The organism is Micromonospora sp. S-DT3-3-22 (assembly GCF_015354745.1).
Classification (GTDB): Bacteria; Actinomycetota; Actinomycetes; order Mycobacteriales; family Micromonosporaceae; genus Micromonospora; species Micromonospora wenchangensis.
This window is the reverse complement of the sequence record NZ_JACGMO010000008.1, coordinates 75,914-92,972: the sequence shown is the minus strand read 5'-3', so window position 1 is coordinate 92,972 and position 17,059 is coordinate 75,914. Positions and strand designations below refer to the sequence as shown.

14 protein-coding genes are annotated in these 17,059 nt (G+C 72.7%); 10 read left to right on the top strand and 4 right to left on the bottom strand.

All coding sequences use genetic code 11. The annotated features are described in order from the left end of the window. Positions 1 to 143: 143 nt before the first annotated feature. The 9 genes from H1A17_RS03955 (at position 144) to H1A17_RS03915 (ending at position 9,625) form a co-directional block, all read left to right on the top strand. A complete protein-coding gene (locus H1A17_RS03955) occupies positions 144 to 689 on the top strand; it encodes a 2Fe-2S iron-sulfur cluster-binding protein (RefSeq protein WP_194821088.1) in 546 nt (181 codons plus the stop codon). Beyond that, entirely contained in the window at positions 686 to 1,681 is a 996-nt protein-coding gene (locus H1A17_RS03950) for a xanthine dehydrogenase family protein subunit M (protein WP_194821087.1), read from the top strand. The genes H1A17_RS03955 and H1A17_RS03950 overlap by 4 nt, the downstream gene beginning before the upstream one ends. Beyond that, positions 1,678 to 3,792, top strand: coding sequence for a xanthine dehydrogenase family protein molybdopterin-binding subunit (locus tag H1A17_RS03945; protein ID WP_194821086.1), 2,115 nt, complete (start codon positions 1,678 to 1,680; stop codon positions 3,790 to 3,792). The genes H1A17_RS03950 and H1A17_RS03945 overlap by 4 nt, the downstream gene beginning before the upstream one ends. Further along, positions 3,782 to 4,768 carry an XdhC family protein gene (locus H1A17_RS03940; RefSeq protein WP_194821085.1) on the top strand — a complete coding sequence of 329 codons (987 nt, stop codon included), beginning with the start codon at positions 3,782 to 3,784 and terminating at the stop codon, positions 4,766 to 4,768. The genes H1A17_RS03945 and H1A17_RS03940 overlap by 11 nt, the downstream gene beginning before the upstream one ends. A gap of 82 nt (positions 4,769 to 4,850) precedes the next feature. Next, on the top strand, positions 4,851 to 5,429 hold the full coding sequence (locus H1A17_RS03935; protein WP_309236692.1) for a nucleotidyltransferase family protein: 579 nt from the start codon (positions 4,851 to 4,853) through the stop codon (positions 5,427 to 5,429). A 1,189-nt stretch (positions 5,430 to 6,618) separates the two neighbouring features. After that, positions 6,619 to 7,137: a hypothetical protein gene (locus H1A17_RS03930; protein WP_194821083.1), complete on the top strand. Its 519-nt coding sequence runs from the start codon at positions 6,619 to 6,621 to the stop codon at positions 7,135 to 7,137. Between the two features lie 290 nt (positions 7,138 to 7,427). Continuing rightward, a complete protein-coding gene (locus tag H1A17_RS03925) occupies positions 7,428 to 8,411 on the top strand; it encodes a hypothetical protein (RefSeq protein WP_194821082.1) in 984 nt (327 codons plus the stop codon). 21 nt (positions 8,412 to 8,432) lie between these two features. Beyond that, positions 8,433 to 9,047 carry a DUF4304 domain-containing protein gene (locus tag H1A17_RS03920; protein ID WP_194821081.1) on the top strand — a complete coding sequence of 205 codons (615 nt, stop codon included), beginning with the start codon at positions 8,433 to 8,435 and terminating at the stop codon, positions 9,045 to 9,047. Then, positions 9,044 to 9,625 carry a VanZ family protein gene (locus H1A17_RS03915; RefSeq protein WP_228542886.1) on the top strand — a complete coding sequence of 194 codons (582 nt, stop codon included), beginning with the start codon at positions 9,044 to 9,046 and terminating at the stop codon, positions 9,623 to 9,625. Before H1A17_RS03920 ends, H1A17_RS03915 begins: the two co-directional genes overlap by 4 nt. 61 nt (positions 9,626 to 9,686) lie before the next feature. Here H1A17_RS03915 and H1A17_RS35470 read toward each other — a convergent pair whose 3' ends face one another. Further along, entirely contained in the window at positions 9,687 to 12,557 is a 2,871-nt protein-coding gene (locus H1A17_RS35470; RefSeq protein ID WP_194821080.1) for a CHAT domain-containing protein, read from the bottom strand. A 53-nt stretch (positions 12,558 to 12,610) separates the two neighbouring features. On the opposite strand from H1A17_RS35470, the gene H1A17_RS03905 reads away from it, so the two are divergent. Further along, positions 12,611 to 12,979, top strand: coding sequence for a hypothetical protein (locus H1A17_RS03905; RefSeq protein ID WP_194821079.1), 369 nt, complete (start codon positions 12,611 to 12,613; stop codon positions 12,977 to 12,979). Positions 12,980 to 13,811: 832 nt separating this feature from the next. Here H1A17_RS03905 and H1A17_RS03900 read toward each other — a convergent pair. The 3 genes from H1A17_RS03900 to H1A17_RS03890 are packed head-to-tail and all read right to left on the bottom strand — an operon-like array spanning position 13,812 to position 16,953. After that, the gene (locus tag H1A17_RS03900) at positions 13,812 to 15,428 is read right to left on the bottom strand and encodes a hypothetical protein (protein ID WP_194821078.1); all 1,617 of its coding nucleotides are present in this window, start codon (positions 15,426 to 15,428) and stop codon (positions 13,812 to 13,814) included. Then, positions 15,425 to 16,279, bottom strand: coding sequence for a protein phosphatase 2C domain-containing protein (locus H1A17_RS03895; protein ID WP_145922262.1), 855 nt, complete (start codon positions 16,277 to 16,279; stop codon positions 15,425 to 15,427). Before H1A17_RS03895 ends, H1A17_RS03900 begins: the two co-directional genes overlap by 4 nt. Next, positions 16,276 to 16,953, bottom strand: coding sequence for a hypothetical protein (locus H1A17_RS03890; protein ID WP_145922261.1), 678 nt, complete (start codon positions 16,951 to 16,953; stop codon positions 16,276 to 16,278). The genes H1A17_RS03895 and H1A17_RS03890 overlap by 4 nt, the downstream gene beginning before the upstream one ends. Positions 16,954 to 17,059: the final 106 nt, after the last annotated feature.

Genomic DNA, 17,059 nt, shown 5'->3' with positions numbered 1-17,059 from the left:
CACCTCCAGGCGATCATCAAACACCGACTCAAGAGCATCCAGTACCGCACCGACCTACTCGACAGCTTCCTCGCCCACACCGGCCTGACCCTCGAACCCGACACAACCTGACCATTCAAGATCTGTAGCGGGAGGTGACGACGATGACCGATCAGACACACAGCACGATAACGCTGCTGGTGAACGACGTGACTCACCGACTGTCGGTGGACAACCGTCGGACGCTGCTCGACGTGTTACGGGACGACCTGGACGTCACCGGGCCGAAGAAGGGGTGCGACCACGGGCAGTGCGGTGCCTGCACGGTGCTGCGTGACGGCCGGCGGGTGGTCTCCTGTCTGATCCTCGCCGTCGCCGTCGCCGCCGACGCTGCCGCGATCACCACCGTCGAGGGGCTGGCCGTCGGGGGCAGGCTGCAGCCGATCCAGGAGGCGTTCATGCGCTGGGACGGCTTCCAGTGTGGCTTCTGCACTCCGGGGCAGATCTGCTCGGCGGTCGGGATGCTCGCCGAGCACGCGGCCGGCTGGCCCAGCGCCGTCACCGTCGACGACTCACCGGACGGCGCGCCGGAACTGGACGAGGCCGAGGTACGCGAGCGGATGAGCGGCAACCTGTGTCGCTGCGGGGCGTACCCGTCGATCGTGCGCGCGGTGATTGAGACCGCCGCCCGGCCGGGGGTGGCGGGGTGAAGGAGTTCGCCTATCAGCACGCCACACAGGTCCACGAGGCGCTCACGGCGGTCGCCGGGAATGCCGGTGCCCGGTATCTGGGCGGCGGCACCAACCTCGTCGACCTGATGAAGTGCGGGGTCGAGGAGCCGACCCGGCTGGTGGACGTACGGCGGCTTCCCCTCGACGGTGTCCAGGACGCACCGGACGGCGGGCTGGTCATCGGTGCGACCACCACGAACAGCGACGCGGCCGCCCACCCCGAGGTGCGCCGCCGGTTCCCGGCGCTGGCCCAGGCGGTGTTGGCGGGCGCGTCCGGCCAACTGCGGAACATGGCCACGGTGGGCGGCAACCTGTTGCAGCGGACCCGTTGCGGCTACTTCACCGACCTCTCCTCACCCTGCAACAAGCGGATCCCCGGCAGTGGGTGTGCCGCCATCGCCGGGGTGCACCACAACCACGCGATCCTCGGCCACACCGCGCACTGTGTGGCCACCCACCCCTCGGACCTGGCGGTGGCGCTCTGCGCCTTCGACGCGGTCGTGCGCTACGAGACGCTCGACGGCACCGGTGAGATCCCGTTGGCGCAGTTCTACCTGCCGGTCGACGACCGTCCGGACCGGGAGACCGCGCTGCCACCCGGCGCGCTGATCACCGCCGTCGCCCTGCCCGGGGCCGCGCGGAGCCCCCGGTCGCGCTACCGCAAGGTCCGCGAGCGCGCGTCGTACGCCTTCGCGACGGTTTCCGTCGCCGCCGCGCTCGACGTCCGCGACGGCGTGGTACGCGACGTGCGCATCGCCCTCGGCGGCGTGGCGTCGCATCCCTGGCGGGCCCGCTCCGCCGAGGCCGTGCTCCGCGACGCCCGGCCCACCGCCGAGTTGTTCCGCGCCGCCGCCGAGGCGGAACTGAGCGCCGCGAAGCCCCTGCGCGACAACGGATACAAGGTGGCCCTGGCGCGGAACCTCGTCGAGGCCGTGCTCGGTGGGCTCGCCGGAACGGAGAGGACCCGATGAGCGCAGACCTCAATCCCGGTGCCGTCGGTGCCCCGCGCCCCCGGATCGAGGGCCCGCTCAAGGTCACCGGTGCCGCCCGCTACGCCGCGGACGTGCCGGTGCCGGATCTGGCCCACGGCTGGATGGTGACCGCCCCCATCTCCCGGGGCCGGATCCGCGACATCGACGCCTCGACCGCGCTCGGCATGCCGGGTGTGCTGGGGGTGCTCGACCACCGCAACGCGCCCCGGCTCAACCCTCGGGCCGGCAACTACTTCGGCCCGGACGGCAGCATGCAACTGCTCCAGGACGACGTGATCCCGTACGCCGGCCGGCCGGTCGCGCTGGCGGTGGCGGAAACGCCCGAGCAGGCCAGGGCGGCGGCGGCAGCGCTGCGGGTGACCTATGACGTCGAGCCGCACGACCTGGACTTCAGCCTGGAGCACCCGGCGGCCCGGCCGGCATCGACCGCTTTCGGCCCGGAGGCGGACACCGGTGACGTGGAGGCGGAGCTGTCGACGTCGGCGGTCGTGGTCGACGAGCGGTACCGCACCCCGGAGGAGAGCCACAGCGCACTGGAGCCGCATGCCGCGACCGTGTGGTGGGACGGGGGCCACGTGTACGCCGTGGACTCCAACCAGGGCGCGTTCAGCGTGTCCGAGGTGCTGGCCACGTTGTGGTCCATCGACCGGGAACGGGTGCACATCCGCGCCGAGCATGTCGGGGGCGGCTTCGGCGGCAAGGGCGCCTGCGGCCCGCAGGTGATCCTCGGGTCGATGGCCAGCGAACGGTTCGGACGCCCGGTGCGGGTCGTCATGACCCGGGTGCAGGTATTCGAGGCGACCGCGTCGCGGCCCCCGACGGACCAGTTGGTGCGCATCGGTGCCGACGCGGACGGCCGCCTGCGCGCCATCCACCACCGACCGGCGTACGCCCTCTCGCCGCTCGCCGAGTACATCGAGTGGTGCACCGAGCAGGCCAAGATCCTGTACGCCGCGCCGGCGATCCGTACGCAGCTCACCGCCGTGCCCCTCGACATCCTGCCGCCGGCCTCGATGCGTGGGCCGGGCGCGACGCCCGGCTCGTTCGCCCTGGAGTCGGCGATCGACGAGGTGGCGGAGCGGCTGGACATCGACCCGCTGGAGTTGCGCCTGCGAAACCAGCCCCCGGTCGGGCCCGTGTCGGGGTTGCCCTTCAGCAGCCGCCGCCTGGTTTCCTGCCTGCGGGAGGGCGCGCGCCGGTTCGGCTGGGCGGCGCGCGACCGGCGTCCGCGTACCCGGAGCGAGGGCCCGCTGCTGATCGGCACCGGCATGGCCACCACCTCGTTCAGCGCCGGGGTGTTCCCGTCGACGGCCTCGATCACGGCCGAGGCGGACGGGACGTTCACGGTGTCGGTCGGCGCGAGTGACATCGGTACGGGTGCCCGTACCGCGCTGACGGCGGTCGCGGCCGACGCGCTCGGGGCCGGCGCGGAGCGGGTCCGCATCCGGATCGGCGACAGCGACCTCGGCATGGCGTGGGGCGCGGGCGGCTCCCGTGGTACGACGTCCTGGTCCTTCGCCATCACCGAGGCCGCCAGGAAACTGCGGGAGAACCTGGGCGACCCGGCCCGGCCGGTGACCGCGACGGTGGACACCACCACGATGATCGACTACCAGCCCGGCCGGGAACGGCAGACCTACAGCGCCGTCTTCGCGGAGGTGGCCGTCGACCCCGCGACCGGCGAGGTACGGGTGCGCCGCCTGCTCGGCATGTTCGCCGTGGGCCGGGTGATCAACCCGCTGCTCGCCCGTAGCCAGGTGATCGGTGGAATGATCATGGGGCTGTCCATGGCCCTGCACGAGGAGAACGTGCGCGACCCGCGTACCGGCAGGCAGACCAACGGCGACTTCGCCGGCTACCACTTCGCCGCCCACGCCGACGTGCCCGACGTCGAGGCTGACTTCGTGCCCGACTACGAGCCGCAGGACCCGTCGGGCTTCAACGGGCTCGGCGAGATCGGCACGGCCGGCACCGCGGCGGCGATCGCCAACGCCGTATGGCACGCCACGGGCACCCGCCAGCGGATCCTCCCGATCCGCCTCGACCGGGTGCTGGAGCCCGCCGACCCGGGCACACCCGATGCTGCGTGAGGTCTGGTCGTTCGTCGACGCCCACCGCCGGGCCGGACGCCCCGTCGCCCTCGCCCGGCTGGTGGCCCGCGACGGCCCGGGAGCACGGCCGCTCGGATCGACGATGGCCGTCGCGGCGGACGGCACGTGGCGCGGCTCGGTGTCCGGAGGCTGCGTCGAGGCCGTCATCGTGGAGGCCGCCCGCGCCGTCCTCGCCGGAGCGGCGGCGCACGTGCTGCCCGTGACACCGGGGGAGTTCCTGCTGCCGTGGGAGGAAGCGCCCGCCTGCTCCGCCACCATGCAGGTGCTGGTGCTGCCCGCACCACCGCCGCCGGTGCACGACGCGATCACCGTGGCGTTGCGGTGGGACAGACCCGTCGCGGTGGGCGTCGGACTACAGCCGCCGTACCAGTGGTCGGTGGCCCCGAGCAGGGACCAGCTCCCCGACGGCCACCCGACGTACGTCGAGGAGCTTCCGCGCCGACGGCAACTGGTGCTCACCGGAGCGACCGACCTGGCCGGGGTGGTGGCCACCCTGGCGGAGTCACTGGACCTGGCGGTGTCCGTCATCGACCCGCGCCCCCTCCACGTCGGGTCCGGGGCGCTGCCGGCCAGCGTCCGGCTGGTGCGCGCCTGGCCGGGCGAGTGGCTGACCCGCCACCCGCCCGGACCCGGCGACGCCGTGGTCATGTTGAGCCACGACCCCCGTATCGACGACCAGGCCATCCGCGCGGCACTGGCCGGCGGCGCGGGACACGTGGCGGCACTCGGCAGCCGGGCCACCCACACCCAGCGCCTACGACGCCTCGCCGGCACACCCGGCCTGGACCGGCTCGCCGGTCCCGCCGGGCTGGACCTGGGCGGCGCGTCGCTGGCCGAGGCGGCCCTGTCCATCCTCGCCGAGGTGGTCGCGGCGGGAAACGGCCGGGCCGGGGGCCGGCTGCGGGACTCCCGGCTTTCCATCGGCGTCCACGCGACGACGACGGCCCATGGTTGACGTCCGACCGCCGGTCGGCCGTGCGTCGGCAGGCCGGACAACCCCTTCCCACGACCTCATCCGCCCCAACGGGCGGACGGACGTGCCATGGGCGGGGACGAACCCTGACAGCGCGGCGAACCCCGTCGCCGGACTGGTCCTGGCCGCCGGGGCGGGGCGCCGCTACGGAGGGCCCAAGGCGCCGGTGTTCCTCGCGCAGGCGCTCCGCGCGCTCCGGGACGGCGGGTGCGAGCCGCTCATCGCGGTCCTCGGCGCCGGAGCCCGCCAGGCCCGGTCGGCCGTCGACCTGACCGGCGTCCACGTCGTCGACAATCCGCTCTGGGCCGAGGGTATGGCCTCGTCGTTACGGCTCGGCCTGAACACGGTCGCCGGCCTGCCCAGGATCTCCGCCGTGTGCGTGCACCTGGTGGACATGCCCGGGGTCACCGCAGCGGCGGTGGCCCGGCTGCGGGCCCACACACACCCGGGCTGCCTGGCCCGCGCCTGCTACGACGGCGAGCCGGGCCATCCTGTCCTGCTGGGCCGCGACCACTGGGTGGCGGCAGCCGCGACCGCGCGGGGCGACCAGGGCGCGCGGGCGTACCTGCGCATGCGGGCCGACCAGGTGAGCGTCGTCGAGTGTGCCGACGTGGCCGCCGGCTACGACATCGACGAACAGTAACGACGGCTCCCCTCACGTCCGGGCTCGGCATCAGCTGCACCTACGGCACTTGGCCCTTCCTCGCCCAGCGCGGGTAGGTGTCGTGCAGCGCCTCGGCGACCACGGACCGTCCGTGTTCGGACCAGTTAAGTCAGCGTGGGGCGTGGTGTCAGCGTTGCCGTTGGTCCGTTTCTCCAGGCCGCTCGCCGAACCCGCCGTGCGCGTCTCCGCGCAACGGGCTTTCCACGGTTGCTGTCGTCAGGCGTTGTCGGGTGTGGGTCAGGGGTTGGGGATCGTGCGTTGCCGGTAGCAGGTCACTGGGATGGCCGTGATCGGCTGGTGCATGGCCCCGTCCGCGGTGATGGGCAGCCACCTGCCGGTCGGTGTGGTGAACTGTTTGCGGACGGCCTTCCAGTTCCAGCGGTGTCTGGGTGCCCCCCCGGGTGCTCGGACGTCGGGAAACTGGCATGGACCCCCTCGGACCGGCGCGGAAGTTGGGCCCCCGCCCCGGTCGGGAAAGTAGTGCTGCGCGGCTCGTGGCCCGGCAGGGGGCATGGAACTGTGGTTGTCCGGCCGGACTCACCAGGATCCGGGACTAGACAATTGGACCAGCTTTGCTGGAGTGCGATATGGATGACTTCTCCTACGGGGCCGCCGACTGCGGATCGGAAGGTTAGGGTTCGAGTCCCTTCGGGCGCACAAGATCATGAGGGGTCTGACCCGCCGAAATGGCGGTCAGGCCCCTTCGCTTCTTGTCCCCTGTGGTCGGTTGGGTGCCCGGTAAGTGCTCTTGTGACAAGCATCGCTCACGTCCGGACCTCACCACGATCACCGCGCTCGAAGTCACCGGCGACAACGTTCTGATCCCGCAGTGGCCGGTCCCACCACGCACTGGGGTGGGTGCGAATCCTCCCGCACCACCCTACGGACTGACGTCGTAGCGGCGACGCCGCGTGTGGCGGCGTAGATGAAGACGGGCTGGGCGGTCAGGACAACCCATCGGGATCTGGCTCTGCTGGCTGGCCGTGTCGCGGCGGCAACGCTCATTCGTCGTGAGGCGGTGCTTCGTGGGTGTTCGGACATCAACGTATCGACCCGGGAACCTGGGGACCACTCCGGAATTCGGGTCGCAAGTGGTGTTGGCCAGGCACAGCAGCGCGGCTCTCGGCATCCGTGCTTGGCCGGGACCCGCCGATGTCAGGCTAGTGCGATGAGCTTTCGTGATCTTGACTCAGGCTACTCAGGTCCCATGGCGTACGGAGAAGATGTCGTGAGGACCGTGAATGGCTTCTACGAACTTGTCGACTACGACGGGGCGCCGGATGCCCTTCCCGACGCGACTGCGGGAAACGGGATGGTGGCGCTGGGGTCAAGCGGTGCGATGATCCTGGCGGGAACCTTCCATGGACCAGTCCACGTTCGACTTGAGATCCACGATGCGTCACCGCCCGTGCGGAGCGGCGGATGGGACGGCGTGGTGGAGGTCAGTCAGCACACGCCGAGCGGAATGGTATCGGTAAGCTCTCCCTCCGCTGACCCGCCCCCGGGACTGCCCACCTTTACCGGCCTTCCTGACTCGTGGTATCGAATCAGGGTCCATGTCGCGGGCCAACAAGAAGTCAGGGCTCTGCCGTTCGGTCCGGATCAACCTGTTGAGAGGCATCTCATTCAGGTATGGCCCGCCGCAGGGCAGGAAGTTGAGGTCGTTCATCTGCCGCTTCGCCGGTGATGCCCGACTGCAGGTCGGCGTTCCGGTGCCTGGTGCGTGATGCCCGCCGGCCGGACACGAAATGAACACCTGCCAGCCCTGCGGCGTCGAGCCGTGTCGAAGGTTGGCGTCGAGGATGTTCGACATACGTCGACCAGCCCCGCAAACACCGGCACCCTGGAGGCCACCCCGTAGGTGGGGTCACCGTGGGGAACTGGAGTCTGTTCCCGTTCACCGATCCCGACCATACGGAAGCCGAGTGGGCTCGGGCGGGTGGACGGTGTAGTGGTCAAGGTATTTATGATCCTCGGGTGTTCGGACTCTTTCGGAAGCCACCCAGGCCAGATACCGACTTCGGTCAGGCCGATCTGGAGTTGCGACGCGTGCGTGACCGGGCGCTCGATGGCGACTGGGCGGCAGCCGGGCGTCTGATCGACGCCACTGGTCGGGACTGGGAACTACGCGGTCGTCGGCTCGCGGTGTTGGGCATCGCTGCCGGACAGTCCCCGCACTGGCTGGACGCGTGGGAAGCCGCTGTGCCGGACGACCCGACGGTCGCCGTCCTGCGGGCTGACGCCCTGATGGACCAGGCTGGTGAGGCCAGGGGCGGCGCGTCCGCGCGCAACACCAGCCGTGAGCAGTTCCAGGAGTTCGACCGGCTTTCCACCCTCGCGGCCCGGGCCAGCCAACGCGCGGTGGAACTCAACCCCGACGACCCCTACCCATGGGTGACCCGCATTGCCTCGACGCTCGCCGACGGCCACCGGCAACGCGACGAGTTCCTCGCCGCGATGGGCGAGTCGGTCACGCGCGACCCGTACAACTTCGAAACCCACCTCATGGCGGTGACCTTCCTCTGCGAGAAGTGGTACGGCTCGCACGAAGCGATGTTCGCCGCAGCCCGCGAGCCCGCCGCCGCCGCGCCCGCAGGCTCATCGGTGACGATGCTGCCGCTGCTCGCCCATTTCGAGTACGCACTGCGCGAGTACGGTTTCGACACCCGGGCGGAGTCGCTGACCGCGAAAGCGAGCTACTTCCGCCGCCCCGAGGTGATCCGAGAGATCGACGCGTGCGCAACCAAGTGGCGCGGCACTGGCGAACCGCGCCTGATCGGCCGCGGTATCACGCTTCGACACTGGCTGGCACTGGCCAACTACCTGGCCGGGCGCGACCGGGAGGGCACCAAGGCTATCCTCGCGCAGATCGGTCCCTACCTCGGAAGCACCACCACGTACGGCTACTTCTGGATGCGGCAGACCGAGGGCTTCCACGCCGTCTGGAAGTGGGCGAACTGAATCAAGAAGGGGCTTTCCTGCATGTCTGTGCAGGCGCTGTTCAGCAGGCTTGTCAAGGGCGTCGCGGATCAACTCACAGGATACGGCTTCGAGCGCGACAAGAGGACCTTCCGTTGTTTCTCGCCAGAGGGTGATGGCGTAATCGTCGAGTTCCAGCCGTCCGACCACTCGACCAGGTTCGAGAAGGTGTTCTACATCAACGTGGCGTTGACGGTGGCCCCCAAGTGGGAACGTGATCGCCTACTCTACGGACTCCCGGCCTCGGTGCGGCCCGGCCACCTGCACGGACTCTGGCGGCACCGGATCGGCTTCTCCGGCGGCGATCAGTGGCGGATCACGGACGAGGCGAGCGCGGCTGAAATGTCCGACCTGATCCGCAGGCGGCTGGACGAGACAGTGCCGTTGCTGCTCCCGGCGCTGGACCGCGCCGTTCTGTTGGGGAATCCTCCCGAGTTTCTCTCGTCCGTGGCATGGATGGCACGGGGATGGGTGTTGGCGGAGCGGGGGCCGTCGGAGGAGTTGGAGAGGTTGCTCTTCGCGAAGCCCACGACCGGTGAGTTCAGCTCGGTGGCGAGGAAGGCCATCTGGGACTGGGCGACAAGCCGCCGCAGTCGGGATCGGGAGGGGCAACGGTGACCGGTGTGCTCGCGCCATGCTTCGGGAGGTCCACCGCTAGATCATGCGGCGTCGAACCCGCCACACTGGCGGCCCTGGTGGTGTGGGCGCTGGCGCGGCTGCGGCGTGCCGCCGGCGTCACCTCGGCGTGGCGCAGGCCGCTGGCCGAGGTGGGCATGGTCTACGGGACGGTGCCGTTCGTGTGGCTGACCCTGATGCCGGGCGTCGCCCCCGGCCGGGTGAGCCTGGTGCCGCTGCGGGACCTGGTCCCGATAGGGCCGATCGGGATCGGCGGCAACCTGCTGGTCTGCGCGGCGCTGGGGTTCTTCGCCCCGATCCGGTTCGCGGCGCTGGCGTCGGTGCCGCAGGTCCTGGCGTTCGGTGCCGGCTGCTCGGTCCTGATCGAAACCGCACAGTACGTCCTGTGGCTGGACCGGGTGACGTGCTGGTCAACGCCATCGGCGCCGGGCTGGCCGGGCTCGCCGCACGCCGCTTCCGGCGTACCCCGGGAAGGGTGCGGCCGACCCGGGCACACGCTCGGCATGAGCGCGTCGGTGCCGCTGCCTGCCGACCATGGGCTGCCGCCGTGCGCGTTCTGACCGTGTAGGACGAGCCCGGGTCACCCTCGCCGGACGGGGGTGACCGGCCGGCCCGGGAGTGCTAGGGGCCGGTGTGGATCAGCGCCGCCCACACCTCCGGACGGTCCGGGTGCGCACGTCGTACCCGGTCGATGGCCCGGTCCAGCGCGACGGCCGCACCGTCGGCGTCCAGGCGTCCCCCCGTCCGCAGGCCGGCGTAGACGTCGTCGGCGACCTGGGCCGCCACCCGGTCGGCGACCGCCCACTGGCTGCCGATGACGTGCCGGAAGCCGGCCATCTGCAACGCCGCGGTGAGATGGATGCCCTCGTCGGGCAGGTCCCGACCACCGGCTGCGGTGCGGCACGCGGACAGGTAGGCGAGGTCGCACCCGCCGGCCGACTGGTTGCGGCTGGCGAGCCGGCCGGCCAGGTCCAGGACGCTGAGCCTGCCGTCGACCAGCCGGAGGGCGGCGGCGCTGGGCTGCTTGAAGTCCTGGTCGCCGTGGCAGGCGAAGTGCGCCCAACTGTGCTGTTCGAGCGCGGTCAGCACACCCTCGACGGTGGCGCTGCGGCCGGAGAGCACCCGCAGGCCGGGCACGTGCGAGCTGACCGCGCGCAGCTCGTCGCTGACCGCGGGCAACGGCGCCTGGCCGGGCAGGGTGCCCAGCCCCACCGCGAACGCCTGCGGCGCTGCGTCCGGCGTGGGGGTGGCACGGGCGCGCAGCAGCGCGGACAGGCCCGGGGTGTAGGACGACACGCAGCGGGCGGCGACCGATATGCGGCGTCGCGCGGCGAGCGGGGCGCTCGCGCCGAACCGGCCGGCGGCGTGCAACGGCAGCATCGTCAACGGCCCGGTCGGGCACCACCACACCCGGTGCCGCCGGTCCGGCCCGCCACCGAGGATGTCGTCGAGGGCCGCGCAGACGGACTCCCCGACGGTGTCCCAGAGCCAGCGTTGCAGGGACACCAGCGTCTGGTGCAGCGCGGCCCGCTCGACCGGCCCGCCACCCGCCTCCACCGCCCGCTGCACCTCAAGGAACGCCACGGCCCGACGCTGGGCGGTGTCGTGGGACAGCCACGGCAGCGGCACGGCGCGTACCCCGTCGGTGGTGACGATGATCGCGTCGCTGCGCCAACGCGAGGTGTTGACCAGCACCGCCGCCCCGCCCGTGGTGGCCGGCTGGAGGGCGGCGAACGACGGCGGGTGCAGGAAGTTCTCGAAACCCGGCCGGCGGCGGGCCTCGGCCGCGAGCTGCTCCCAACGTTCCGCCAACCGGCGGCGGTGACCGGCGTCCTCGGTCTCGGCACGGTGCGGCCCGCCCAGCGCGCTGGTCAGCAGGTCGCGGCCCAGCTCCCAGCCGGGACGGGTCGGCAGCTCGACGACCGGGGACGCCCCGGTGCCGTCCAGCTCCCGGCGCGTCCGGTCGAGTTCGTCGGCGAGCGCGGGCGCGACGGCGGCCAGCGCGGACAGGTCGCTGCGGGTCTGTAGGGCCTGCGACCACAGCACCTGCCGGCCCTGCTCCAACAGCTCCACCGCGCGGTGCGGCTGCCCGGCGGCGAGGGCCCAGGCAGCCGCGTCACCGGCCAGGCCGGACACCGTGGCCAGCCGTTTCTCCTGCACGGTACGGTCCAGCCCCCGCCACGCGAGCAGCGGCAGCAGACCCACGGCGGTGCCGTACGCCTCCAGGGCCAGCTTCGCGTCACCGGCCTCGGCGGCGGTCTGCGCCCAGGTGCGGGCCGCGGTCATCCGGATCTCGACGGCACCCGCCCGGGAGGCCGACGACGACCGCCACATGCCGACCGCGGCGTCGAGGTCGGCCGGGTCGTGATCGATCAGGTAGCGGATCCGCAGGGCCGTGCCGAGCACGTTGAGGGCCCGCGCCCGGTCCGGGTGGCCGGGCGAGAAGCCGGCCAGGGCGGCCATGCCGGTGTCGACGGCGTCGCTGACCCCGGCCGGGTCGCTGCTCATCCGGGCCCTGATGAGCAGCGAGTGGGCCAGGCTGACCAGGTGGCCGGCCCGTTGGGTGCCGGCCGTCGGCGCGTCGACGGCCTCCCGGGAGCTGCGGATCGCCTCGTCCAGGTGCGCCGACGAGTTGCTGCTGAGGCCGTGCATGACCAGCAGGGCGCCGTGGGTGGCCAGCAGTTGCGCGCGGACCGTGCCGATGCTCGGCAGGTCGGCGACGACCTGCCGGCTGACCCGGACCGCCTCGTGCAGGTCGGCGTCGTCGTCGCCGTCCAGGCTCACCCAGCGTTGGACCAGCGCGATCACCAGCACGCCGTTGAGGGCGGCCCGGTCGACGTGCCGCGCGGGCATGGTGGCCAGACCGCTGCGGCAGTGCGCGACCGCCTCGTCGATGTCGCCCGGGGTGCCGGTCCGGGCGAACCGCATGACCAGGCAGAGCGCCAGCAGTTGGTGGGCGGTGAGCACGTGGTCCGGGTCGGTCGAGCGGTGCACCTCCCGGTTGAGGCGGACAGCCGTGTCGATGTCCGCGAGCTGGCCGAACCGCTCGAAACTGAGCCGGTACACGTTCACGCAGCGGATCAGCACGTCGATCCGGACGGGGTCGTTCGCGTCGACGGCGGCCACCGCGACGTCCGCGTGCCGCTTCGCCGTGGACAGGTCCGACACCTCGCGCCGCTGTTCGAAACGGAAGCCGACGACCAGGGCGAGCTGGGCGTTGACGTACGGCCACCACGGATCGTCGGGCGGGGTCAGCGCCGTCGCCTTCCCGGCGGCGGCCACGGCCGCGTCGAGCTGCTTCGGGTCCGAGGTGCGGCCCCGCAGCATCAGGACGGTGGAGAGCGCGGCGAGCACGTCCACCCGGGACGGGTCCGCCGCGAGCAGGTCCCGCGCCACGCCCTCGGCCCGGACCAGCAGCGACTCGTCGCCGCTGTCGTTGTAGGCGACGATGAGCGGGTCCACCGCATCGATGGACCGCTCCGGCGATGGCACCGACTCAGTAGATTCGACGGCAGCTCGGGCGTCAACCGACAGGAGTGTCGTACATGGAGCAACGCCGCCTGCTGGCCTCGTTGTGCGCCGCCGTGCCGACCCTGCGGCAACGGGCGGAGGCGGGGGCGTGGAGCGACCTGCTCGACGAACTCCTCGACGAACTGGCCGCCGGCAGGCCGGTGGCGGAGGTCTGCCGGCAGCTCGGCTGGATGACCGAGACCGAGACCGAGCGCAGCATCGGCGTCGGCCCGGCGGACCACGCCGGGGGCGCCCGGCTGGAGGGTCTCGCGCCGGTGGTGCTCGACGGCGACTACCGCTGCCCGCTGCACCGCTGCTCGCGCCGGGCGCACCGCGACGACCGGGGCCGGGTGCCGAACTGCGCGCTCACCGACACGGCGATGACGTACCGGTCCGAGCCATGATCGAGGTGCTGCTGGGCGAGGTCGGACGGCGGATCAACGACCGCTGGCTGACCCGGGCGCTCGGCCCGGCCCTGCTGTGGCTCGCGGTGGCCGCCTTCGCGGTGCTGCCGGGGCGCGGTGCCGTCTTCGACGTACCCGGGGCGGCGCTCGCCGCAGCCGACGCGGTCGATCACCTGCGGGACCGGATCGGCCTGGCCCTGGTGGTCGGGGCGCTCGTCGTCGGTGCCGCCGCAGTGGCCGCCGGCTGCGCCCAGGCGGCCGGCCGGGGCGTCCGCCACGTCTGGCTGGGTGCCTGGGTCGGCCCGGCCGGCCGGCTGTCGACGGCGCTGACCGCCCGCCGCCGTGCCACCGCCGTGCGCCGGTTCACCGCGCGGGGACGGGTGGTTCCGGCGGTGTACCTGCCGGCCCGACCGACCTGGATCGGCGACCGGATCCGGCTCGCCGACGACCGGGTGGCCGCACAGTACGGGCTCCGCCTGGGCCTGATCTGGCCGCGCCTGTGGCTGCTGCTCACCCCCGAGGGGCGCACCGACGTGACGCAGGCGCGCGACCGGCTCGACCGGGCCGTCGCCTCGGCCGGCTGGGCGGTGCTCTACCTCACGCTGGCTCCGTGGTGGTGGCCGGCGGCGGCGCTCGGCGTGACCCTCGGTGTCGTCTCCTGGTGGCGGGCCCGGTCGGCGGCGGGCCTGTTCGCCGACATCGTGGAGGCGACCGTCGACCTACGGCACCGCAGCCTGGTCGCCGAGCTGGGTTTCCCGGTCGAGCCGGGGCGTCCGCTGCCGCCGTCCACCGCTGCCGCCGTCAACGACCTGCTGCACAAGGGCGCCAGCGGTCACGGGCAGTACGACCGGGCCGGCGCGGAGATCGAGCCGACGTGGTATCCGTCGTCGTCGGTGACGAGCGACAGCCGGGAGCGCCAGCAGCCGGCCGACGAGCCGGCACCGTCCGGGTCGAACACCACGTTGACCTGAGGGCTGCCGTCGGTCGCGGTGCGGACGCCGATGATCGTCGCGACGGGGAACGGGCCGTTCTTCGTCAGGGTGGCGGCCCGGGCGAGTTGGGTCCTGCTCCGGTCGTCCAGGCGTGGCGCGTCGATGTTGATCCCGCACAGGAAGCCGCGGACGGCGACGACCGAGGACTTCGTCCGGGCGGACGTCCGGTTCAGGCCACTGCCCACCCGGACGTCGCTGAAAAGACAGGGCCGGGCCAGGGGAAGGAGCTTCTCCAGGTCGAGCCGGGTCGGCAGGGGCAGGCCGGGAAGTCCGGTCACCCCTGCTGAACTGCCGGTGGGCCGGGTCAGGCCCGGGATCCCCGTCGGCAACGGGGGATAGGACGGCTGCCGGACCAGCCCCGTCGGCAGGCCCGACCCGGCCCGGTAGGGCGTGCCCGGGGAGTCGTCGTTGGCGCTGATCAGGCCGGCCATCACCGCGATCGCGGCCAGCGCTGCGGCGAGCAGGCCCCAACCCCGGCCGGCCCGTCGGGGACCGGCCGCCGCAGGGGCGGGGACGACGAGGCGTACCGGGTCCGGGCGGACGGCGTCCGGACGGGTCGGCTCCGGGCCGGTCGGGGGAACCGCCCGGCGCGGCGGTGCCGTCGGCGGGGTGCGGCGGATGCTCCGCTCCAGGGCGTCCGACCACTCCTGCGGTGCGGGCCGCAGGTGCGGGGCGGGGTCCAGGCTCCGGCCGGCGAGGGTGACCAGGTGCCGGTCGAGCCGCCGCCGGGCCGCGTCCGGGTCGCGGGTCTGCTGGTCACCGGCGAACAGGCGTACCGCGAGCAGCCCGAACTTGTACGCGTCGGTGGCGGGCGTGGCCAGTTCCTCGGCGTCCGCGTCCGGTACGTGCCATTCGGGGGTTTCGGCCTGCGCCAGCACCGAGTCGCCGTCCAGCCGCATCGCGTCGCAGTCGATGAAGTAGCACCGGGGCCGGGAGTCGAGGCTGAACAGCAGGTTGTTCGGTGACAGGTCGCCGACGCAGACGCCGAGCCGGTGCAGCAGGGTCAACGCCTCGCCGGTGTCCCGCAGCAGTTCGAGGCGCATCCGGTCGTCGATGTGCAGCCCACGGTCGAGCAGGTAGTCGTCGCTGTTCAACAGGTACTGCACCTGTGCCAGGACGGTGTCCGGCCCGCGTGGCAGTTGGATGCGGACCCGGAACCGGTCGGGCACCCGTGGCATCAGGAACCCCCGGACCACGCCCTCCTTGCGGACGATCGCGGTGGGCCAGGCGGCGAGACCGAGCAGCGTCTCCGCATCCGGTCCGGCCCCGGCGGCGAGCCGGACGAAGCGGTTCAACGTGGCGACGTCGACGTCGTCGACGAACCGGGTCGCGTACTCCTTGTAGACCCACCGGGGGTCCTCGGTGAGGGCGTAGACGGTGCCCTGACCGCCGGTGCCGATCCGGGTACGCGGGCCGAGGGCGGACAGGCTCACCTCGGGCGGCAGCGGGCCGGTCACGACGGCTCGGGCGGCACCGGCCAGACGGCCAGCACGGTGCGGTCGTCGTCCCACGATCCGCCGGTGAAGTCGAGCATCCAGGCGAGCCGGGTCATCGCGGGAGGCGTGGTCAGCGCGTCGCCGAACAGCCGCCCGAGGTCCCCGGTGCCGTGCCCGAGCGGCTCGGCGAAGCCGTCGGTGGCCAGCACCAGCACGTCGTCCCCGGCGAGGGTCACCGCCACCGGGTCGACCTCGGCGGGCACCCGGGGCAGGGCGGCGACGCCGTCCGGGAGCAGCTCGTCCCGTGGGTCGGCCAGGTCGGTGAACAGCGGCTCCCAGGTGCCGTCGCGCAGCCGCCAGGCGGTCGAGTCGCCGACCCGGACCAGGTGGGCGAGCGCCCGCCCGGGGCCGTCCGGCCGGACCAGGGCGACCACCACGGTGCTGGCCAGCAGCGTCTCGGCCCGCTGCGGGTCGGTCTCGCCCAGTTGCCGCCCGGCGTAGTCGACCAGCGCCCAGCCCGCGCAGCGCAGCAGGTCGTGCCAGTCGACGGTGTCGTCGGCGCGCAGCAGGTAGTCGACGACCGTCCGGCACACCATGGTCGCGCCCAGGTGGGACAGCGGGGCGTTGGAGACCCCGTCGGCCACCACCGCGATCACCGAACCGGCCACCGTGGCCAGCGCGAAGTCATCCTGCCGGGGTACGCCGGACGCCCGGTGGCCGGGCCCGCGTACGGAGGCCGCCCGTACCTCGAAACCGGCCGCCGCCCAGCCGTCGGCCACGGTGTCCGGCCGGTACGGCTGTGTCTGCGGGGCGCGGGCCGGCGACTCCGGGCCCGGCACCCCGATCAGCGGCGGCGCCCAGTCGAAGCTCACACCACGTCCACGGCCATCCGGAAGCTGTCCGGCCGCTCCACGACCAGCTCTGCGGTGTCACCCCCGACGGCCTGCCCCGACCTGATGACGCTGCGGGTCAGGGCGGTGCAGAACTCGGCGATCGCGAACCCCACCTCCACCCCCGGTGTGGCCACGAACGCGAACTCCGGTCGGGTCGCCACGTGCAGGATCGTCTCGGCCCGCGCCTCACCGATGCCACACGCGATGATGTTCGGCGCGGTCGGGGTGCGCTCCCGGTCGGTCAGTTCGGCGTAGACCGGCTCCCACTGGCCCGGGTCGGTGGGCTGCCCGTCGCTGAGGAAGAACACCGCCGGCCGGTGCACCGCGAAGCCCTCCCGCTTGAGGGCCCGCACGTCGGCCGGGATCCGGTCGATCAGCAGACTGAACGCGACGCCGTAGGCGGTCCCGGCCCGCACCGACAGCTGCGGGAGCGACGTCTCGTTGCGCAGGTCGGACAGGGCCGAGTGGACGATCACGTCCTCGGAGAAACCGATGATCGAGAACCTGACCTTGGCCGCCGCGAGGGGCTCGCGCAGCAGGGCGTCGTGCAGCGACTGGAGCCCGGCGTTCAGCTCACCCACCACCGGAGTCATGGAGACGGACTCGTCCGCCACCAGGTAGACCGGCAGCACCCGCCCGGCAGTCTCCGCCATGCCTACCCCCAACCGTCGCCAGTGGACGGCCTCAAGGTAACACCGTCCGTCTATGCGGCGGTGGCGGTCCGCGACGCCCCGTCCCGCCGGGTCGCCGGGAGGGCAC